17 protein-coding genes and 1 pseudogene are annotated in these 20,446 nt (G+C 72.5%); 12 read left to right on the plus strand and 6 right to left on the minus strand.

What is annotated here, in order from left to right:
* The first annotated feature begins 12 nt into the window (after window positions 1-12).
* The 4 genes from ACNF49_RS22980 to ACNF49_RS22995 are packed head-to-tail and all read left to right on the plus strand — an operon-like array spanning window position 13 to window position 3,363.
* Window positions 13-897, plus strand: coding sequence for an ABC transporter ATP-binding protein (locus tag ACNF49_RS22980; protein ID WP_357983299.1), 885 nt, complete (start codon window positions 13-15; stop codon window positions 895-897).
* Window positions 897-1,631, plus strand: a complete 735-nt coding sequence (locus tag ACNF49_RS22985; RefSeq protein WP_357983296.1) for an ABC transporter permease — start codon at window positions 897-899, stop codon at window positions 1,629-1,631. Before ACNF49_RS22980 ends, ACNF49_RS22985 begins: the two co-directional genes overlap by 1 nt.
* On the plus strand, window positions 1,628-2,761 hold the full coding sequence (locus ACNF49_RS22990) for a sensor histidine kinase (RefSeq protein ID WP_357983292.1): 1,134 nt from the start codon (window positions 1,628-1,630) through the stop codon (window positions 2,759-2,761). The genes ACNF49_RS22985 and ACNF49_RS22990 overlap by 4 nt, the downstream gene beginning before the upstream one ends.
* The gene (locus ACNF49_RS22995) at window positions 2,758-3,363 is read left to right on the plus strand and encodes a response regulator (protein ID WP_357983289.1); all 606 of its coding nucleotides are present in this window, start codon (window positions 2,758-2,760) and stop codon (window positions 3,361-3,363) included. Before ACNF49_RS22990 ends, ACNF49_RS22995 begins: the two co-directional genes overlap by 4 nt.
* Window positions 3,364-3,385: 22 nt before the next feature.
* On the opposite strand, the gene ACNF49_RS23000 is transcribed toward ACNF49_RS22995, so the two are convergent.
* A complete protein-coding gene (locus tag ACNF49_RS23000) occupies window positions 3,386-4,411 on the minus strand; it encodes an EAL domain-containing protein (protein WP_482944941.1) in 1,026 nt (341 codons plus the stop codon).
* A 120-nt stretch (window positions 4,412-4,531) separates the two neighbouring features.
* On the opposite strand from ACNF49_RS23000, the gene ACNF49_RS23005 reads away from it, so the two are divergent.
* Window positions 4,532-5,185: an acVLRF1 family peptidyl-tRNA hydrolase gene (locus ACNF49_RS23005; protein WP_482944942.1), complete on the plus strand. Its 654-nt coding sequence runs from the start codon at window positions 4,532-4,534 to the stop codon at window positions 5,183-5,185.
* 23 nt (window positions 5,186-5,208) lie between these two features.
* Here the strand turns inward: ACNF49_RS23005 and ACNF49_RS23010 are convergent, their stop codons facing one another.
* A complete protein-coding gene (locus ACNF49_RS23010) occupies window positions 5,209-6,033 on the minus strand; it encodes an NAD(P)H-binding protein (protein ID WP_482944943.1) in 825 nt (274 codons plus the stop codon).
* Between the two features lie 86 nt (window positions 6,034-6,119).
* On the opposite strand from ACNF49_RS23010, the gene ACNF49_RS23015 reads away from it, so the two are divergent.
* The 5 genes and pseudogenes from ACNF49_RS23015 to ACNF49_RS23035 all read left to right on the plus strand — a co-directional run bounded on the left by ACNF49_RS23015 (window position 6,120) and on the right by ACNF49_RS23035 (window position 11,747).
* The gene (locus tag ACNF49_RS23015; RefSeq protein ID WP_357983273.1) at window positions 6,120-6,698 is read left to right on the plus strand and encodes a TetR/AcrR family transcriptional regulator; all 579 of its coding nucleotides are present in this window, start codon (window positions 6,120-6,122) and stop codon (window positions 6,696-6,698) included.
* Between the two features lie 157 nt (window positions 6,699-6,855).
* On the plus strand, window positions 6,856-8,454 hold the full coding sequence (locus tag ACNF49_RS23020) for an ABC-F family ATP-binding cassette domain-containing protein (protein WP_357983270.1): 1,599 nt from the start codon (window positions 6,856-6,858) through the stop codon (window positions 8,452-8,454).
* Window positions 8,455-8,567: 113 nt separating this feature from the next.
* A complete protein-coding gene (locus tag ACNF49_RS23025) occupies window positions 8,568-8,783 on the plus strand; it encodes a helix-turn-helix domain-containing protein (protein ID WP_125642298.1) in 216 nt (71 codons plus the stop codon).
* A gap of 145 nt (window positions 8,784-8,928) precedes the next feature.
* Window positions 8,929-9,755, plus strand: a pseudogene (locus ACNF49_RS23030) (enoyl-CoA hydratase/isomerase family protein).
* 102 nt (window positions 9,756-9,857) lie between these two features.
* Window positions 9,858-11,747, plus strand: coding sequence for an ABC transporter ATP-binding protein (locus ACNF49_RS23035; protein WP_482944944.1), 1,890 nt, complete (start codon window positions 9,858-9,860; stop codon window positions 11,745-11,747).
* Here ACNF49_RS23035 and ACNF49_RS23040 read toward each other — a convergent pair.
* Entirely contained in the window at window positions 11,719-12,603 is an 885-nt protein-coding gene (locus tag ACNF49_RS23040; protein WP_357983264.1) for a sulfotransferase family protein, read from the minus strand. The two genes, ACNF49_RS23035 and ACNF49_RS23040, sit on opposite strands and share 29 nt — an antisense overlap.
* 101 nt (window positions 12,604-12,704) lie before the next feature.
* On the opposite strand from ACNF49_RS23040, the gene ACNF49_RS23045 reads away from it, so the two are divergent.
* Window positions 12,705-13,598 (plus strand): S66 peptidase family protein, encoded by an 894-nt coding sequence (locus tag ACNF49_RS23045; RefSeq protein WP_482944945.1) that lies wholly within the window; start codon window positions 12,705-12,707, stop codon window positions 13,596-13,598.
* Between the two features lie 41 nt (window positions 13,599-13,639).
* Complete coding sequence (locus tag ACNF49_RS23050; RefSeq protein WP_482944946.1) at window positions 13,640-14,515, plus strand: hypothetical protein; 876 nt, start codon at window positions 13,640-13,642, stop codon at window positions 14,513-14,515.
* 48 nt (window positions 14,516-14,563) lie between these two features.
* On the opposite strand, the gene ACNF49_RS23055 is transcribed toward ACNF49_RS23050, so the two are convergent.
* The 3 genes from ACNF49_RS23055 to ACNF49_RS23065 all read right to left on the minus strand — a co-directional run bounded on the left by ACNF49_RS23055 (window position 14,564) and on the right by ACNF49_RS23065 (window position 20,391).
* Window positions 14,564-16,873: an ATP-binding cassette domain-containing protein gene (locus ACNF49_RS23055; RefSeq protein ID WP_482944947.1), complete on the minus strand. Its 2,310-nt coding sequence runs from the start codon at window positions 16,871-16,873 to the stop codon at window positions 14,564-14,566.
* 90 nt (window positions 16,874-16,963) lie between these two features.
* The gene (locus ACNF49_RS23060; protein ID WP_482944948.1) at window positions 16,964-17,335 is read right to left on the minus strand and encodes a hypothetical protein; all 372 of its coding nucleotides are present in this window, start codon (window positions 17,333-17,335) and stop codon (window positions 16,964-16,966) included.
* A gap of 71 nt (window positions 17,336-17,406) precedes the next feature.
* Entirely contained in the window at window positions 17,407-20,391 is a 2,985-nt protein-coding gene (locus ACNF49_RS23065) for an AfsR/SARP family transcriptional regulator (protein WP_482944949.1), read from the minus strand.
* Window positions 20,392-20,446: the final 55 nt, after the last annotated feature.

The following is a 20,446-nucleotide window of genomic DNA, read 5'->3' on the forward strand; positions in this document are numbered from 1 at the left end:
GCGTTTGCTGACATGAACGCCATCGTGTTCGACCAGGTCAGCAAGCGCTACGGGGACGTGCTTGCCGTCGACGACCTCTCGCTCGCCATCGAGCCGGGCAAGACCGTGGCCCTGCTCGGGCCCAACGGCGCGGGCAAGTCAACCTCGATCAACATGCTGCTCGGCCTGCTGCGTCCCAGCAGCGGCACGATCACCATCCACGGCCGCACGCCCGACCACGCGGTGCGCTCCGGCGAGCTGGGCGCGATGCTCCAGAACGGCGCCCTCATCCCCGAGCTGTCGGTCAAGGAGCTCATCGACCTCGTCCGCCGGCTCTACCCCGACCCGCTGCCGCTGGCCGAGATCCTCCAGCTGGCCGACCTGTCGGACCTGGTCAAGCGGCGCGCGAACAAGCTGTCCGGCGGCCAGACGCAGCGCGTCAGGTTCGCCCTGGCCATCGCAGGCGCGCCGAAGATCCTGCTGCTCGACGAGCCGACCGCGGCCATGGACGTGGAGTCCAGGCTGCGGTTCTGGGCCAGCATGCACGACTACGCCGCCGGCGGCAGGACCGTGCTGTTCGCCACCCACTACCTGGAGGAGGCCGACGAGCACTCCGACCGGGTGATCGTCATCGCCCGCGGCCGGCTGGCCGCCGACGGCACCGCCGCCGAGATCAAGGCGGGCGTGGGCGGGCAGGTCGTCCGCTTCACCCTGGGCGACCAGCCCGCGGCCGGGCTCGACCGGCTGCCCGGCGTCACCGCCGTCGAGGTCGCCGCCGGCACCGCCACGCTACACACCTCCGACCCCGACGCGACCGTGGCCGCCCTGTTCCGGGGCACCGAGCTCGACGTACGGGGTCTCCAGCTCACCGGCGCCGACCTCGAAGACGCCTTCCTCGCGCTCACCAGGGAGTCCTGATGTTGTTCTACGCCAAGACCGAGGCGATGCGCATGCTGCGCAACCGGCGCTACATCATCTTCGTGGTCATCTTCCCGGTCGTGCTGTACCTGATCAACGCCAACATCTACGGCAAGCAGACCGACGGCGCCGGGGTGAGCTACAGCGTCGTGCTGATGGTCTCCATGGCCGCCTACGGGGCGCTGGCCTCGTCGATGATGAGCTCGGCGGTGCCGTGGGCGACCGAACGGCAGTCCGGCTGGCTGCGCCAGCTCCAGATCACCCCGCTGCCGAACTGGATGATCATCGCCACCAAGCTCGGCACCGCCATGCTGCTCGTGCTGCCCTCGCTGCTGCTGGTGGCCGTCGTCGGGATCGTCCAGCAGGGCGTGTCGATGCCGGTCGGCCGGTGGGTGCCGCTGCTGCTGGCCATGTGGCTGGGGACGATCCCGTTCATCGCGCTGGGCCTGGCGATCGGGTCGCTGCTGACCGCCGACGCCGCACAGCCGGCCGCGATGATCTGCATGTTCGTCCTGGCCATCGCGGGCGGCCTGTGGTTCCCGCCCGAGGTGTTCGGCGACACCATGCGGACCGTGGCCGACGTCATGCCCTCCTACCACTACGCGAGCCTCGGCTGGAGCATCGTCGCCGGGAACGGCGTCGCGCTGACCGACGTGCTGGTGGTCGGAGGATGGGCGGTCGTCCTGGGCGGGGCTGCCGCCTACCTCTACCGCCGGGCTACTGTTCGGGCATGAGTTTCGCCGACAAGCTGCACTTCGGCGACGGGCGGCCGTCGCCCAGGCGGCGGCTGCTCGGGATGTCCGTCGGCATGGTCTACCTCGTCTTCCCGATCGCCGAGATCGTCGCGGGCGGCGTCACGGGCGCCCGCGCGGTCTGGGGGGCCGTGGCGCTGGTCGCGTTCGTCGGCTGCTTCGCCGCCACGGTGATCAGCGCCAAGAGCTTCCACGAGCGCTCGCGCGCCACCTTCCCCCTGCTCGGGGTGACCGCGGTGATCGCGGTGGTCAGCGCGTTCGCCTTCGGCGGCGCCTGGCTCACCCTGCCCGTCTACACGGTCGTGCTCTACGGGTTCACCCTCCCGCCCGCCTGGGCGCTGGCCGGGGTGGGCGTGAACCTGGCGGTGGTGGTGGCGGCCGGGGTGCTGACCGGCGACGAGTTCGCCGGCGTCGTCGTCCTGGGGCTGCAGGTCGTCACGCTGGGCGTGTTGTTCATCAGCATCCGCAACAGCAGGGTGCTGACGTTGAGGCTGCACGAGGCGCAGGGCGAGGTGGCCAGGCTGGCGGCCACGGAGGAGCGCCTGCGCATCGCCCGCGACCTGCACGACCTGCTCGGCCACAGCCTGTCGCTGATCGTGCTCAAGAGCGAGCTGGCCGGGCGGCTGGCCGAGGAGTCGCCGCAGGTGCGGCAGGAGATCGCCGACATCGAGTCCGTCGCCAGGCAGGCGCTGGTGGAGGTGCGCGAGGCGGTCACCGGCTACCGGCAGCGCAGCCTGTCGGAGGAGCTCGACGGCGCCCGGTCGGTGCTGCGGGCGGCGGGCGTGCTGGCCGAGGTGCGGGTGTCAGGCACGCCGCTGCCCGACCTGCTCGACGGACTGTTCGGCTGGGCGGTGCGCGAGGGCGTCACCAACGTCGTCCGGCACGCGCGGGCCGCCCGTTGCGAGATCCAGGTGACGTACGACGGCGAACACGCCACCCTTGAGATCATGGACGACGGACGCGGCGGCGAGCCGCAGGGCACCGGCAGCGGGCTCAGCGGCCTGCGCGAACGGGTGACGGGCGCGGGCGGCACCATGGAGGCCGGCGGCGCGCCCAAGGGCGGGTTCCGGCTGCGGGTGCTCGTGCCGGCCAAGGTGGGGACGGCCGCGTGATCCGGGTGATGCTGGCCGAGGACCAGGGCATGATCCGCGGCGCGCTGGCCTCACTGCTCGGCCTGGAGCCCGACATCGAGGTGGTCGGCGAGGCCGCCGACGGAAACGAGGCCGTCGCCGTCGCGCTGGCCGCGACCCCCGACATCGCGCTGCTGGACATCGAGATGCCCGGCAAGGACGGCCTCACCGCCGCCGCCGAGATCGCCGCCCGGGTGCCGGGCTGCCGGGTGATGATCCTGACCACGTTCGGGCGGCCCGGCTACCTGCGTACCGCGATGGAGGCGGGGGCGGTGGCGTTCCTGGTCAAGGACAGCCCGGCCAAGGACCTCGCGGCGGCCATCCGCCGGGTGCAGGCGGGGGAGCGGGTCATCGACCCGGGGCTGGCCGCGGCGGCGCTGAGCGCGGGGCCGAACCCGCTGTCGGCGCGCGAGCGCGACGTGCTGGCCGCCGCCGCCGACGGCTCCACGATCGGGGACATCGCCCGGCGCCTGCACCTGTCGGAGGGCACCGTGCGCAACTACCTGTCCTCGGCCATCCAGAAGACGCACGCGCGCAACCGCATCGAGGCCGTGCGGCGGGCCAGGGCGCAGGGCTGGGTCTAGCCGGGGCAGGGCCGGCGGGGGCTCACGTCCGCATGGCGGCGATCTGGCGGATCAGGTCCGACACCCGGACGATGCCCAGGCAGCGGTTGAGCTCGTCGGTGACCACCAGGTCGTCGTAGATGCGGGCCGCGTCCCGGCCGGCGGCCTGCATGGCGGCGATGGCGGGGGTCGTCCTCGGGACCGTGCGCGGCGGGTCGGCCAGGCGCTGGGCCGGCTTGGCGCCGTGCAGGGCGTGCCCGTACCGGGCGGCGAAGGACAGCAGGAAGCGGCTGCGGTCGAGGCTGCCTTTGGGGCGCTGGTACTCGTCCACCAGGATCACGCTGGTGATCGTGGGCTCGTGCCCGAACGCCGCCACGACCTCCTCCGCCTTGGCCCCGGCCGGCAGCGTCACCGCCGGGATCAGCAGTTCCTGCACGCGCGGGCCGAGCATCAGCGTGTCCGGCGACTCGTCGGCCACCGGGAGCGGCACCCGGATCTTGCCGTCGGGGCCGGGCGCCAGCAGCGGGCCGTGGGCCAGGCGCACGCCCAGGCCGCGGGCCACCGCCACCTGCCCCTCGCGCTCCACGCCCGGGGCCAGCACGTGTGCGCCGATCCCGCGGGCCAGCGTCACCACCGCGCGCGCCACCGCCGCCGCCCGGTGGTCGCCCGGCAACCTGGTCACCAGCTCCTCGTCCAGCGCCAGCAGGTACGGCGCGGAGTCGGTGACGACGTCCAGCGCCGGGCCGCCCGCGCCCACGTCGGCGAAGCCCAGCAGGTAGCCGATCGTGCGCAGCCCGTCGAGGCCGACCTTCAGCAGGCGGCGGTCCTGCTCCTGGCACGTTCCGGTGAGCATCAGGATCGCCTCACGAGGATGCCTGCCCGCCCGCCGCAGGGCCTCGTGGAGCGGCGCCAGCGCCCCGGCGCCCGAGAGCACCACGTGCAGGGGCAGTGGCAGCACCATGGGCAGCGGAGCCGCCCGCAGAACGCCCGCCGGGTCGACGACGGCGGGCTGCGCGATGACGGCCCCGTTGTCGAGATCCACTACGGGGCTGGTGAGCAGGGAGGACACGTTCAGATGATCCGACCGGCACAGTTACGGCAGAAGCCCCCCGAAACGAAGTTCACCGACATTTCCGCTATAGTTCCCCCCCTTCTCGTGAAGGGAATGTCGTTCGGTTACCCTTCCCGCATGAGCGCGCGACCGGCCAGAGGCGGCGGCCGCTGGGTCACGGTGCCGCCCGAGCGCGTGCACCCCTGGATCGACGGGTTCGCCGGCCGCCACGGGCCCTTCGAGGCCGCCGGCGACGACCGCGTGGTGCGCCTGACCGCCGCCGACGGCGCGCTGGCCGAGCTGCACGTGCCGTTCCCGCCCATGACCCCCGGCCCGCCGCACGTCACCAGGCTGGTCGCGCACGCGCAGGCCGCGCGGCGGGTGGGCGTGCTGCTGGTGCGGCTCGGCGGTTACGCGGCCGGGGTGTTCCACGGCGCCGACCTGCTGGACTCCAAGGTCGGCTCCCGGCTGGTGCAGGGCCGTACGGCGGCCGGCGGGTGGTCGCAGCAGCGCTTCGCAAGGAGGCGGCAGAAGCAGGCGGCCCAGGCGTTCGACAGCGCGGCGGAGACGGCGGTGCGGGTGCTCCTGCCGGCGCTCGGGGAGCTGGAGGCGGTGGTGCTCGGCGGCGACCGGCGGGCGGTCGACGCGCTGCGCGGCGACCGGCGGCTCGCGCCGGTGTTCGCGTTGGAGAGCGAGCCGTTCCTGGTGGTGCCCGACCCGAGGCTCGCGGTCCTGCGCGACGCGCCCGCCCGGTTCCGGGCCGTCCGGATCCGGGTGGTCGACCCGTCCTGAGCCCCGAGGGTTCGACCAAGCGGTCAGGACGCCGGGAGGAAGGCGTCGGCGTGGTCGGCGACGAAGGCGGCCAGGGTGCGCGGCGGGCGGCCGGTGACCTCCTCGACGGTCGTGGTGATCTCCGCCCAGCCGGTCCGGCTCAGCGTCGCCTGCGTGGTGGCCAGCTCGGTGGCGAACGGCTCCGGGATCCCCTGCCCGGCCAGCCGCGCGGCCATCTCGGGCACCGGCAGGTCCACGTAGGAGACGGGACGCCCGAGCACGCCGGTCATCGTCGCCGCGATCTCCTCGTGGGTGGGCGACTCGGGCCCGGTCAGCAGGTACGAGCCCGATTCGCCCACCGGCCGGGTCAGCAGGGCGGCGGCCACCGCGGCGATGTCCCTGGCGTCGATGTAGTTCATCCCGCCGGTGCCCCAGGAGCCGTGGAAGCGGTCGCCGCGCACCTCGCCGAGCAGGTTCTGCATGAACCCGGTCGGCTGCAGGACGGCGTGCGGCACGCCGGAGGCCCGCAGGTGCTCGTCGACCTCGCCGTGGGGTCCGGCGCTGAGCGCGGCGCCGGGGGCGGCGTCGCGTACGGAGACCTCGACGATCTGCGCCACGCCCGCCTCGGCGGCCAGGTCGATGACCTCGTTGAGGCGCTCGGCGAACCCGGGGAACGGCGAGCTGTTGAGGAACAGCCGGTCGCCGGGGGACAGCAGCCCGCCGATCGTCTCCGGCCGGGTGAAGTCGCCGACGGCGTGCCGTGCGCCCAGGTCGGCGGGCGTACGCGACACCGCGAGCACGTCCTGGCCGGCGAGCTGGGCGACCAGGGCCCGGCCGATGGAACCGGTCGCGCCGGTGATCACGATCATGATGGCCTCCTAAGTGGAATCTCTTCGTCCGCTTGCCCGGACGGTACACTAAGCGGAAACAATTCGTCCACTTAGGAGGTCGGGACGTGCGCGCGGACGCCAGAAGGAACCTGGTCAAGATCCTCGACGCGGCCGCCCGGGTGATGGCCGAGCGCGGCGTCAACGCGCCCATGGAGCTCATCGCCCGGCAGGCCGGCGTCGGCGTCGGCACCCTCTACCGCCGTTTCCCCGACCGCGACGCGCTCATCGCCGCGCTGGGCGAGCATTACGTCCAGTCGCTGGCCGAGGCCCTGGAGCACGCCGTCGACGGCGAGCGGGACGCCTGGAGCGCGCTGCGGGGCTTCGTGCTGTGGGCCGCCGCCCCCGGCCGCGTCGCGCTGGCCGCCGCGCTGGCCCACCTGCCGCAGGAGGAGATCGCGGGCACGGCGGAGTTCGCCGAGAGCAAGGAGCGCTGGCTGGGGCTGCTCCAGGGGCTCGTCCGCCGGGCCCAGGCCGAGGGCGGCATGCGTCCCGACGTGACCTGGGAGGACGTCGTCAGCCTGCTCAACGTCTTCACCTGCCACCCCGACGGGCTGCCCGCCCCCGTGGCCGCCCGTCCGGAGAAGTACCTGCACCTCATGCTCGACGGGATGGCCGCCGGGGCCGCGACGTCGCTGCCGGGCTGACGGCCCCTGTCCCACGCGTACCGGAGGGCACCTGGAGCCCCTATAAGCAGAGGTAGCGCCTGGCACGGGGGCCCTACACTGATCTGTATGCATACTCCCGATTGACCGGCGGTCGCACGCCCAATCCTCGTTTCCTAGCTCGGGAGTGTCCGCCAACATGATCATCGCCAATGACATCGAGCTGCGCGCGGGCGCGCGCCTGCTCATCGAGAACGCCTCCTTCCGGGTCAACCCCGGCGACAAGATAGGTCTGGTCGGCCGCAACGGCGCGGGCAAGACCACCCTCACCAAGGTGCTCGCGGGGGAGGCGCTGCCCGCCGCGGGCGCGGTCACCTCCTCCGGCAGCATCGGCTACCTGCCCCAGGACCCCCGTACGGGTGACCTTCAGGTGCTGGCCCGCGACCGCATCCTGTCCGCGCGCGGCCTCGACGAGGTCCTGCGCAAGCTGCGCGAGGCCGAGGTCGGCATGTCCTCCGCCGACGAGCGCACCCGCGAGAAGGCCGTCAAGCAGTACGGCAGGCTCGAAGACCAGATGCACGTGCTCGGCGGCTACGCGGCCGAGTCCGAGGCCGCCTCCATCGCCTCCAGCCTCGGTCTGCCCGACCGGGTCCTCGGCCAGACGTTGCAAACGCTTTCCGGCGGTCAGCGGCGCCGCGTGGAATTGGCGCGAATTCTTTTCAGCGGAGCGGAAACTCTCCTTCTCGACGAGCCGACAAACCACCTAGATGCGGACTCAATCGGGTGGCTTCGTGATTTTTTGCGATCTCATCAAGGTGGCTTGGTGATCATCAGTCACGACGTCGGCCTTCTTGAAGCAACGGTCAACAAGGTCCTCCACCTCGACGCCAACCGCTCGGTGATCGACCACTACAACGTCGGCTGGACGGCCTACCTGGCCCAGCGCGAGACCGACGAGAAGCGCAGGAAGCGCGAGCGCGCCAACGCCGAGAAGCAGGCGGGTGCGCTGCTGGCCCAGGCCGACAAGATGCGCGCCAAGGCCACCAAGGCCAAGGCGGCCCAGGACATGATGCGCCGCGCCCACCGGCTGCTGGCCGGCACCGAGGAGGAGCGCCAGAGCGACAAGGTCGCCCGCCTGCGCTTCCCCGAGCCCCTGCCGTGCGGCCGCACGCCGCTCACGGCCGAGGGCCTGTCGAAGTCCTACGGCTCCCTGGAGGTGTTCACCGACGTCAACGTGGCCATCGACCGAGGTCACAGGGTCGTCATCCTCGGCCTCAACGGCGCCGGCAAGACCACGCTGCTGCGCATACTCGGCGGCATCGAGTCTCCCGACACCGGCGAGCTGCGGCCCGGCCACGGCCTGAAGGTCGGCTACTACGCCCAGGAGCACGAGACCCTCGACCCCGGCCGCACGCTCCTGGAGAACATGCGCTCGGCGGGCGGCGAGTTCACCGACACCGAGTTGCGCAAGGTCCTCGGCTCCTTCCTGTTCTCCGGCGACGACGTCGACAAGCCCGCCGGTGTCCTGTCCGGCGGCGAGAAGACCCGGCTCGCGCTGGCCATCCTGGTGCTGTCGAGCGCCAACGTCCTGCTGCTCGACGAGCCCACGAACAACCTCGATCCGGTCAGCCGCGAGCAGGTTCTCAACGCTCTGAGGTCGTATTCAGGAGCAATCGTCCTCGTCACCCATGACGAGGGTGCCGTTGACGCCTTGTCACCGGATAGGGTGATCTTGCTGCCTGACGGAACTGAAGACGCGTGGAGCGACGAATTTTCCGATCTTGTGGCACTTGCCTGATCTTAATTTGAGTGGGTACGGATCTTTTCCCGTGGAGTAGGTAGCCGATCCCGCTGAAATGACTGATCATGGCGGAGTAACGCTGCGGAAGTCCGGCACTACAGGAGGTACTCGTGGCCGAGACACTGAAGAAGGGCACCCGGGTCACCGGGGCCGACCGGGAAAAACTGGCCGGCGATCTCAAGAAGCGCTACGCGCAGGGCGAGAGCATCCGCGCCCTGGCCGCTTCGACCGGTCGGTCTTACGGGTTCATCCACCGCATCCTTAGCGAGTCCGGCGTGACTCTGCGCGGGCGCGGCGGGGCGACTCGAGGCAAGTCCAAGCGCTGACGGCTGCCTCGGAACGTGCGACCGCAGCCGCCCGTCCCTTGTCAGCCGCTGTCGCGCCCGAGCCAGAATCATATTCTGTAAGCTCGGGCGCGACGGTCAGCCTTGGTGGCGCACCCCGTGCGCGACCGGACACAGGGAGCAGGCGATGGCGGAAGCACAGGCACCACAGCGCGGGGGGAACGCGGAGGACGTCTCTGCCGAAAGGCTGGCGGAGATCGGGCTTCGCTATGAGGTGGACGGTGAGATAGCGACGATCACGCTGGACCGGCCGGAAAAGCGCAACGCCCAGACGTTCGCGACATGGTCGGCGTTGGCTCGCATCGGGGAGAGCCTTCCCGAACAGGTGCGCGTCGTCGTCGTGAAAGGTGAGGGACCGTCCTTCTCGGCAGGAATCGACCTGCGGATGTTCACACCGGAGGGAGTGCCCGGACAGGGCTCGTTCAGCTCGGCCGCCGCAACCGACGGCGAGACCTTCGAGCAGCGCATACGTCAGGCGCAGGACGGTTTCCTGTGGCTGCGCCGCCCGGAGATCGTCTCCATCGCCGCCGTGCAGGGGCACGCGATCGGCGCGGGGTTCCAGCTCGCGCTCGCCTGTGACCTGCGGATCGTGGCCGACGACGTCACCTTCTGCATGAAAGAGCCCGCACTGGGCCTGGTCCCGGATCTGACGGGGACCAAACCGCTGGTCGAGCTGGTCGGACTGGCCAAGGCGATCGACATCTGCCTGACCGCCAGGAACGTGTACGCCGAGGAGGCCATGCGCATCGGCCTCGCGGAGCAGGTGGTCGCCGGGGGCGACCTGGACAAGACCGTACAGAACAAGATCGCGGAGCTGCTGTCGACGAACCGGGACGCGGCGGTGGCGACGAAGCGCCTCCTCCAGGGGCGCGGGCGCGCACCCTGGAGGAGCAGAGTGCGGCCGAGGGCAGGGAGCAGGCCAAGCGCATCAAAGCCCTGTTCGGACCGCGTTAGGACGGCGGCCGGAGGCGGGGCTCCGGTTCGCCGTGAGCGGATCGCGGAATCGCCGGAGGCCCTCGCGACGCTGAATCCGGGGGAGGAGGAGGGATCCCCCGTATGGCGATGATGGGAGGGGGCTTCGGCCCTCAGGTCTGGACGTCGCTGCGCCGTGACGGCTCGGTGACCAAGCAGCGCATCGCGCCGGGCACGGTCCGGCGCATCGGCCGGCACGCCCGCCCGCACACCAGGAAGATCGCGGCGTTCCTGCTGCTCGTGGTGGCCGGGGCGGTGATCGTGGTCGCCAATCCGCTGCTGATGAAGGCGATCATCGACGACGGCATCCTGACCGGCCGCACCAACGTGGTGATCGGCCTGGCCGTGGCCATCGCCGCGCTGGCGGTCGTCGACGCCGCGCTGACGCTGGCGCAGCGCTGGTTCTCCGCGCGCATCGGCGAGGGGCTCATCTACGACCTGCGCACCGAGGTCTTCGACCACGTGCAGCGCATGCCGGTGGCCTTCTTCATGCGGGCGCAGACCGGCGCGCTGGTCAGCAGGCTCAACAGCGACGTGATCGGCGCCCAGCGGGCGCTGACCAGCACGCTGTCGTCCGTGGTGTCCAACGTGGTCAGCCTGGTCCTGGTGCTGGGCGCGATGCTGGCGCTGTCGTGGCAGGTCACGCTGGTCGCGCTGGTGCTGCTGCCGATCTTCATCGTGCCCGCCAAGTACGTCGGCCGGCGCATGTCCGCGCTGACCCGCGAGCAGATGCAGCTCGACGCCGAGATGAGCTCGGTCACCACCGAGCGCTTCAACGTGGCCGGCGCGATGGTCGCCAAGCTCTACGGCCGGCCCGAGGACGACGCGGCCACCTACGCCGCACGGGCCGGGCGCGTCCGCGACGTCGGCGTGACCGTCGGCATGTACGGCACGGTCTTCCGGGTCGCGCTCGGCCTGGTCGCCGCCCTGGCCACCGCGCTGGTCTACGGCATCGGCGGCGTGCTCGCCGTCGGCGGCGCCTTCGAGCTGGGCACGCTGGTGGCCCTGACCGCCCTGCTGATGCGCTTGTACGGCCCGCTGACGTCCCTGTCCAACGTGCACGTCGACGTGATGACGGCGCTGGTCAGCTTCGACCGCGTCTTCGAGATCCTCGACCTCGAGCCGATGGTCGCCGAGCGGCCCGGCGCGCGTCCGGTGCCCGAGGGCTCGGTCACCATCGAGTTCGACGACGTGCGCTTCCGCTACCCGGCGGCCGAGGAGGTCTCGCTCGCCTCCCTGGAGTCGGTGGCCCGCCAGGACTCCGGTGGCCCGTCGCAGGAGGTGCTGAAGGGCGTCTCCTTCACCGCCCGGCCGGGCGAGATGATCGCGCTGGTCGGCCACTCCGGCGCGGGCAAGACCACCATCACCTCCCTGGTCTCCCGGCTCTACGACGTCAACGCGGGGGCCGTCCGGATCAACGGGCTCGACGTGCGCGAGGCCACGCTCGACTCGCTGCGCGACACCGTCGGCGTCGTCATGCAGGACGCCCACCTGTTCCACGACACGATCGGGGCCAACCTCCGCTACGCCAGGCCCGGCGCGAGCGAGGAGGAGATCCGCGACGCGCTGCGGGCCGCGCAGATCGGCGACCTCGTCGAGGGGCTGCCCGACGGGCTCGACACCGTCGTCGGCGACCGCGGCTACCGGCTGTCCGGCGGCGAGAAGCAGCGGCTCGCGCTGGCCAGGCTGCTGCTGAAGGCGCCGCGCGTGGTCGTGCTCGACGAGGCGACCGCGCACCTCGACTCCGAGTCCGAGGCGGCCGTGCAGCTCGCGCTCAAGACGGCCCTGCACGGCCGTACGTCGCTGGTCATCGCCCACCGGCTGTCCACGATCAGGGAGGCCGACGAGATCCTCGTCGTGCACGACGGGCGCGTGGCCGAGCGCGGCCGGCACGAGGAGCTGCTGGCGCGCGGCGGCCACTACGCCGAGCTCTACCGCACCCAGTTCAGCTCGGGAGGTAGCCCAGCCGGGTGAGCTCCTGCCGGGCGACCTTCTCCACCAGCTCCAGGTCGGCCGGTCGCAGCCGGGCCCGCCAGGCGCCGACCTCGGGGACGCGCGAGCCGTACAGCGCGATCCTGGACACGCGCGTCTCCAGGAACTCGGTGAGCGCGGCGAGGGTGTCGGCGGGCTTGTGCGCCAGGTCCTCGTAGCGGACGGTGAGGAGCTGCCGCTCGGGCAGCTCCCGGCGCAGCTCGGCGCTCAGCCGCACGGCGCTGCGCCAGCGCAGCGCCGCCTTGCCCGCCGCGGGCATGCCCTTCCACCGGTCGAGGTGCTCGTCCTTGTTGACGCCGAGGAAGGCGTTGGGGAACTCGGTGCTGTCGGAGAGCATCGCGGGCTTGAACCAGGCCAGGCACGCCGGGTCGGCGAGCATGCCGGCGACGGCGTCCCTGCCGTCCCTGATGAGCTGGACGAACCGGGCGTCGGGGAACGCCTGGAGCAGCACGGGCGCGCTGTAGAGCAGGTCGGGGCTGCCGTCGCCGAACCGCGTCACCTCGCCGGGCTCCACGCACGGCCCGCTGCCGGTCACGCCGCCCGCCTCCCGGCACGGCTCGGCGCACTGCCCGCACGACCGCGGGGAGACCTGCCAGGACTCCGCCAGTGCGTCGCGCAGCACGCGGACCGCGCCCGACGTGCGGCCGATGGACGGTTTGCGGGCGAAGGCGTACACGACGTGCGTCACGCTCGCGCGGCCCGTCGTGACGTGGAAGCCCGGGGACCGTTTCAGGGCGCGGGCCAGCAGGTCCGCGCCGGAGTGCGGGGCGCCGAGCAGGAAGACGGGCCTGCGGACCTTGATGCCGTTGACCACGAGGATGTGGGGCGGAAGTCGCATACTGGACCACAAGTGTGACACCGTTTGGCAGGTGAACGAGCCAATCAGCGTTTCGGTGCTTACCCGGGCCCCGGCGCTCCCAGGCGTGCAGGAGTTGACCGATGCAGCAAGGTGACACCGTCGCGATCGTCATGCCGTCGGGGCCGCCCTCACCCGTCCTGTTCGGTCGGGGCGTCGAGCGGCTGGAGGCCCTCGGGCTGAAGGTGGTGGCCGGGACGCACGTGCTCGACCGCCAGGACCTCGACTACCTGGCCGGCCAGGACGCCGCCCGCGCCGCCGACCTGCAGGCCGCCTGGTGCGACCCGGCCGTGTCGGTGGTGTTCTGCGGCCGCGGCGGCTACGGCGCGGCCAGGCTGCTCGACCTGCTCGACTGGGACGCCATGCGCGCGGCCGGGCCCAAGGTGCTGGTCGGGTCGAGCGACATCACGGCGCTGCACAACGCCTTCGCGATCGAGCTGGGCGTGCCCACGCTGCACGGGCCGATGACGGCCTGCGACACGATCGCCGCCGAGCAGGGCCCCGAGCCGCGTTCGTGGGAGAGTCTGCGGGCGGCGCTGGCCGGGGAGAGCGCGACCGTGCGGGGCGACCGGGTGCTGGTGCCCGGACGGGCCGAGGGCGTGCTCACCGGGGGCAACCTGTCGCTGCTGGCCTCGATGTGCGGCACCCGGTACCAGCCCTCGTTCGACGGCAAGCTGGTGCTGCTGGAGGACATCGGGGAGGAGCCGTACCGGATCGACCGGATGTTGACGCAGCTGCTGCAGGCCGGGGCGTTCGAAGGCGTGCGGGGCATCGCGCTCGGGTCGTGGGTGGACTGCGGCGATCCGTACCCGGTGCTGGCGGACCGGCTCGTGCCGCTCGGGGTGCCGGTGGTGGCCGGGCTGCCGGTGGGGCACGGGTCACCACAGATGAGCGTGTGGCTGGGGGAGCTTGGGGCTATCGATACCGAATCGTGCTCCCTGGCTGGTCCGTTCCGCGACGGCGAGCAGGCAAGGTAGGAAGACACCTAAAGGGACGAATCCGACAGAGGGGACGGTGTGTGAGCTTCTTCAGGCGTGACCGGGAGCCCTCCCGCCGGCCGATCGAGGACGTCGACCTCGACTCACTGCTCGGCCTCGTCGCGGAGTCCCTGGGGTTCGTGTGCGAGTTCGCCCGCGACGGCGCGTCGCTGACCCTGCGCGGCGACGGCGTCGCGGAGCTGGTGGTGAAGCTGACCGGGCTGCGCCGCGAGGCCGGGCGCCGGGCCAGGGAGGACTGGCCGGTGCTGGTCTCCGAGCACCTCGCGCACGCCCTGGCCACCGCCGACGAGCGTTACGACGCCTGCGACCTCGACCAGGCCGCGCCCCTGCTGCGCACCCGGGTGGAGGCGGTGGACGAGGTCCCCGACCTGACCCGGGTGGTGGGGCGGCACCTCAACGCCGACCTGGTGGAGCTGCTGACCGTCGGCTCCCGCCTGGTGCGGCCCGAGGAGGCCGGCTGCTGGCCCGTCCCGACGGCCCAGGCGCTCGACCTGGCCGTGGCGAACGTCCGGCGGGCCGAGCGGCTGCAGGTCGAGCGCATCGAGCTGGGCGGCACGCCGGTGACCCGGCTGACCGGCATGAGCCCGTCGGCCGCCACACACCTGCGCTGGCTCGGCGACCACCTCACGGTGCCCGCCGACGGGGTGCTGGTGGTGCTGCCGGACCCGTACACGGTGCTGGTGCGCCCGGTGGACGGCATCGGGGTGGTACGGGCCATCGAGCGGCTGCGGGTGCACGCGGCCCGCACGGGCGGGCTGAGCGCGCAGGTCTACTGGTGGCACCAGGGGCGGCTGACGCTGATCAAGGCCGACATCGTGTTGCAGCAGGGGCAGACGAGGCTGGTGGTGGCGCCGCCGCCGGAGTTCGCCCGCATCCTCGCCCGCCTGGCCGTCTGAAGCCCGCCGGACGGGCCCCCTGAGCCCGGTGACCCAGGGGGCGTCGGATTACGCCTGTCCCACGTAGTCGCGCAGGTGGACGGCGGTGAGCGAGTCGCCCTCCGCGACGAGCTCGGCCGGGGTGCCGGTGAACACCACCTGGCCGCCGTCGTGGCCGGCGCCGGGACCCAGGTCGATGATCCAGTCGGCGTGGGCCATCACCGCCTGGTGGTGCTCGATGACGATGACCGTGTTGCCGTCGTCCACCAGCCGGTCCAGCAGGGCCAGGAGCTGGTCCACGTCGGCCAGGTGCAGGCCGGTGGTGGGCTCGTCCAGCACGTACGTGGTGCCGTTCTTGGCCATGTGGATGGCCAGCTTGAGCCGCTGGCGCTCGCCGCCCGACAGCGTGGTGAGCGGCTGGCCGAGCCCGAGGTAGCCCAGGCCGACCGAGTCGAGGCGGTCGAGGATCGTCCTGGCCTGGCCGCTCGGGAAGAACTCGCGCGCCTCGGCCACCGGCATCTCCAGCACCTCGCTGATGTTCTTGCCGCGCAGCCGGTACGTCAGCACCTCCGGCGTGAACCGCCGCCCCTCGCACGCCTCGCACACCGAGGCCACGTCGGCCATCATCGCCAGCTCGGTGTAGATCAGGCCGATGCCCTTGCAGGCCGGGCAGGCGCCCTCGGAGTTCGCGCTGAACAGGGCCGGCTTGACCCCGTTGGCCTTGGCGAACGCCGTGCGGATGGGGTCGAGCACGCCCGTGTACGTGGCCGGGTTGCTGCGCCGCGACCCGCGGATCGGCGACTGGTCGGCGACCACCACGCCCTCGCGGCCGGACACGTACCCGTGGATGAGGGAGCTCTTGCCCGAGCCGGCCACGCCCGTGACGACGGTGAGCACCCCGAGCGGGATGTCCACGTCGACGCCGCACAGGTTGTGCAGCGTGGCGCCGCGCACCTCCAGATGCCCCTTGGCCGGGCGGACGGCGGCGCGCAGCGCGGCCCGGTGTCCGAGGTAGCGGCCGGTCAGGGTGCCCGAGCCGGGCAGCCCGTCGAGGTCGCCGGCGTAGCAGATGCGGCCGCCGCCGGTGCCCGCGCCGGGACCGAGGTCCACGATGTGGTCGGCGATCTCGATCACCTCGGGCTTGTGCTCGACCACGAGCACGGTGTTGCCCTTGTCGCGGAGCTGGAGCAGCAGGTTGTTCATCCGCTGGATGTCGTGCGGGTGCAGCCCGGCCGTCGGCTCGTCGAAGACGTAGGTGACGTCGGTCAGGCTGGAGGTGAGGTGCCGCACCATCTTGACCCGCTGGGCCTCGCCGCCCGACAGCGTGCCGGACTCGCGGTCGAGGCTGAGGTAGCCGAGGCCGATCTCGACCAGCGAGTCCAGCGTGTCGCGCAGCCCGTGGAGCACCGGGCCGACGCTCGGGTCGCCGATGCCCTTGACGAACTCGGCCAGGTCGTTGATCTGCATGGCCGAGCAGTCGGCGATGTTGCGGCCGTCGATGCGGGAGGAGCGGGCGGCCTCGTTCAGGCGGGAGCCGCCGCAGGCGGTGCAGCCGGTCAGCTTGAGCGCCCGGTCGGCGAAGGCGCGCGCCTGCGGCTGCATCGACTCGCGGTCCTTGGCCAGGTACTGGCGCTTGACCTTGGTGACGAGCCCTTCGTAGGTGAAGTTGCTGGTGCCGTACTTGATCTTGGTGGCCGGCTTGTCGAGCAGGTCCGCCCACTGCTCGGGGGTGAAGTCGCGGAGCTTGGTGTCGGGGTCGTACAGGCCCGAGCCGACCATGATCTGCCAGTACCAGGTGTCCACCGCGTACCCGGGGACCTTGATGGCGCCCTCGTTCAGCGACTTGTCCCGGTCCACCAGCTCGTCGACGTCGACGCCGGCGACCTTGCCGAGCCCCTCGCACTCGGGGCACATGCCCTCGGCGCGGTTGAAGCTGAACGCGAACGGCGGCCCGACCTGCGGGGAGCCCAGCCGGCTGAACAGGATCCGGAGCATCGTGTAGGTGTCGGTGGCCGTGCCCACGGTCGAGCGGGCGTTGGCGCCCATCCGCTCCTGGTCCACGATGATCGCCGCGCTGAGGTTCCGCAGCGAGTCCACGTCGGGACGGGCCAGGCTCGGCATGAAGTTCTGGACGAACGTGGTGTACGTCTCGTCGATCAGCCGCCGGGACTCCGCGGCGATCGTGTCGAAGACGAGCGAGGACTTCCCGGAGCCGGACACGCCGGTGAACACGGTGAGGCGGCGCTTGGGCAGGTCGAGGTCGACGCCGGTGAGGTTGTTCTCGCGGGCGCCGCGTACCTGGATGACGTCGTGGCTGTCGGCGGCGGTGTGATCGGCGGATCGGGTGCGTACGGCGTCGGACTTGGCGCTGGTGGCCACGGAATCCCTTCTTGTCACATCAAATGGGGAGCGGGTAGGCGATCGTACCGTACGCAGTACGGTCGCCGTGGGCTCCGCGGGATCCGGCGATCAGCGGGATCTGGCGATCAGCGACGTGACGAGCGAGGCGGCCAGCGGCAGCAGCGTCAGGCCGGCCAGGAACATCAGCCCGATCGGCCACAATCCCTGCCCGCCCCCGCGCAGCTCGCCCACCACCCCGGCGGCGAAGTGCACGAAGAACGGCGCGGCGGCCACGGCCCCCCACAACGGATGCGGGACGGCCCACGCGGCCAGCCCGGCCAGGACCGCCAGCGCGGCGAAGGCCGGAAGAAGCGCCGGGGAGTCCAGGACGTCCTTCGGCGCGCCGGGCGCGACCGCGGGCGCGGTGAGCACGCACACGGCCACGGCGGCGACGCCTCCGGCGATCAGGATCACGGCCCACAGCAGGGCGGAACGCGGCATCTCACTCCTCACATCGGGTCCTGACGGCCAGCATGCCCGCGGCGCGGACGGGGACACGAGCGTTCGGATACTCAACCCGCCTGAGGAGAACCGGCAAGCGACTGAGCCTCCAGCCGGGCCGCGGCCGCCGCCGCCGGGTCGCCCGCCGCCGTGTACGCCTCGGCCAGGCTGTCCAGCGCCCCCGCCAGGAACTCCTGCCAGCCCCGCGCGCGCCACAGCCGCACCGACTCCTCCAGGTGCGCGACGGCCTCCTCCACCCGGCCCTCGGCCAGGTCCACCCCGCCCAGCACCCACAGCGCGTCGGCCTGGTGGTGGGCCAGCCGGTGGGAGCGGCTCAGCAGCTCGGCCGCCTCGGCGATCGCCCTGGCCCGCGGGTCGTGGTGGCCGGCGTACAGCTTGGCCAGCGCGACCAGGCCCATGGCCTCCAGCAGCGGGTCGCGGATCTGCCGGTAGATGGCCAGCGCCCGCACCATGTACTCCAGCCCGGCCTCGAACTCCTTGGCGTGGGCGTGGGCGAGGCCGAGGAACTGCAGGGTCGTGGCCTCGAAGCGGGGGTTGCCGAGCTTGGCGGCCAGGTCGAGGCCGCGCAGCAGGTGGACGATGGCCATCCTGATGTCCCTGGTGCCGTAGGCGACGGCCATGCACACGTGCGCCCTGGCCTCGCCGCCCTGGTGGCCGCTGCGTTCGGCCAGCTCCAGCGCGATGCGGCCCGAGCGCAGGCCCTGCGCCATGTCGCCCCTGGCCGCCTCGCCCCAGGCGCGCAGCACGTACGCGTCGGACAGGCCGCGCCGCTCGTCCAGCTCGGTGAACATGGCGATCAGGAGTTCGGCGCCGTCGTACTGGGCGGCCATGGCGCCGCCGCTCTCGGTCCAGGTGGTGGCGTGCATGAGGCCGCGCCTGATCACCGCCTCGCCCAGCCGGTCGCCGGCGGCCAGGCAGGCGGCCAGCACCCGCTCGTGCAGCGCCCGCCAGTCGTCGAACAGGCCGCTGACGTCGAAGTAGCGCTCGGCGCAGCAGGCGGTGTCCCAGGCGACCTCGGCCAGGCCGAGCGCGCACGCCTGCCGGATGGCCGCGACCAGCGCGGTGCGCTCGGTGTCGAACCAGGCCATCGGGTCCTGCCGGATCTCCCACGGCGTGCCGTCGGGCGAGTTCCAGCGCGGGGCCGAGCCGTGGATGATGGCCGAGGAGCTGCCCTGGACGCGTTCGGTCGCCTGCTCGGCCAGCGCGAGCCAGCCGCCGAAGGCCCGGCCGAGCGCCGCCGCGACCGCCTCGGGCCGGTCCTCCAGCTCGGCGCGCTCGCGAGCGTACAGGCGGACCAGGTCGTGGAAGCGGTAGCGCGGCTGCCCGGCCGGATCGACGCCGCTGATCAGCACGAGCTGGGTGTCCACCAGCGACTCCACCAGCTCCTCGCCCACCGGTACGGGCAGGTCCAGCAGCGCGCCCGCCACCCATCCGGCGAAGTCGGGCACCTCCAGCGTGCCGAGCAGCCGGAAGGCCCGCCGCGCGGCCGGTTCCAGCCCCACGTAGCTGAGCGCCAGGCTCGCCCGGACCGCCAGGTCGCCGGTCGCGAACTGGTCGAGCCGCCGCCGCTCGTCCTTGAGCTGCCCGGCCAGCCGGGTCAGCGGCCAGTGCGGCCGGGCCACCAGCCGGGCCCCGGCCACCCGCACGGCCAGCGGGATCCCGTCGGAGAGCCGGACGATCTCCGCCGCCGCCTCCGGCTCGGCCTCCACCCGCCCCGAGCCGGCGATCCTGGCCAGCAGGCGCACGCCCTGCCGCAGGTGCAGCACCGACAGCTCGATCAGGGCCGCGCCGGACAGGCCGCTCAGCCTGGCCCTGCTGGTGATGATGACGGCGCAGCCGGACGTGCCGGGCAGCAGCGGGCGCACCTGCTGCTCGGAGGCGGCGTTGTCGAGCACGATCAGCATGCGCCGCTCGGCCAGGCTGCTGCGGAACAGCGCGGCCCGCTCGTCCACGCTCTCGGGCAGCGTGGAGCGCGGCACGCCGAGCGCGGTGAGGAAGGCGGCCAGCACCTGGCCGGGGTCGGCGGGGCTGGCCTCGGCGCCGTGCAGGTTCGTGTGGAGCTGGCCGTCGGGGTAGTGGCGGGCGATGCGGTGCGCGGCGTGCACGGCCAGCGTGGTCTTGCCGACGCCGCCCATGCCCGCGATCACGCACACCCGCACCTGGCCAGGGCCCTGCGGCGGTTCGTCGCCGAGCAGGGAGGTGAGCTGGGCGAGCTGCTCGCCGCGTCCGGTGAAGTCGGCGATGTCGGTCGGGAGCTGGGCGGGGGAGCGCGCCGCGGGCCCGGCGGCGCCGCCGGGGGCCGGGTCGAGGGTGCCGGTGAGGATGGCCTGGTGCAGGCGGTTGAGCTCGGCGCCGGGGTCGAGGCCCAGCTCGGCGGCGAACACCCGGCGGGCCTCGCGGTAGCTGGCCAGCGCCTCGGCCTGCCGTCCTGACCTGGCCAGGGCGAGCATGAGCTGGCGGCGCGGGCGTTCGCGCAGCGGGTGCTCGGCGACCAGCTCGGTCAGCTCCGCGATGAGCACGGCGTGCAGGCCGCGGGCCAGGTCCGCCTCGATCCGGTGCTCCAGGGCCGCCAGGTGCTCTTCCTCCAGGCGGCGGGCGTGGTCGCGGAGCCCGGCGGTGAGGTTCAGCCCCGCGTAGGCGGGCCCGCGCCACAACTCCAGCGCCTGCCGCAGCAGTGCGGCGGCCTGTTCGTGGTCGCCGCCGGACAGCGCGTCGCCGCCCCGGCCGGCCAGGGTCTCGAAGCGTTCGGCGTCCAGCTCGCCGGGGTGTACGGCAAGGACGAAACCGGCGTCGGTGCGGGTGATGCGGTCCTGGCCGAGCGTGCGGCGGAGCTGGTGCACGTACAGGCGGAGGTTGTCGGCGGCGGTGCGCGGCGGGCGCTGCTCCCACAGGGCCTCGACGAGCGTGGCGGGGGAGACCGGGCGGCCGGCCCGGCACAGGAGCTCGGCCAGCAGGGTGCGCTGCTTGCCGACGCCGAGCGGCAGCGGCCCTTGGTCACCCGAGACGTGAAGCGGCCCAAGTACGGCGAACTCCATCGCGCTCCCGGCAAGGACGTTGGTGCACAAGGAAGATCAAAGCTGCTTCAATGTG

Source organism: Actinomadura sp. ATCC 39365, from assembly GCF_054392275.1.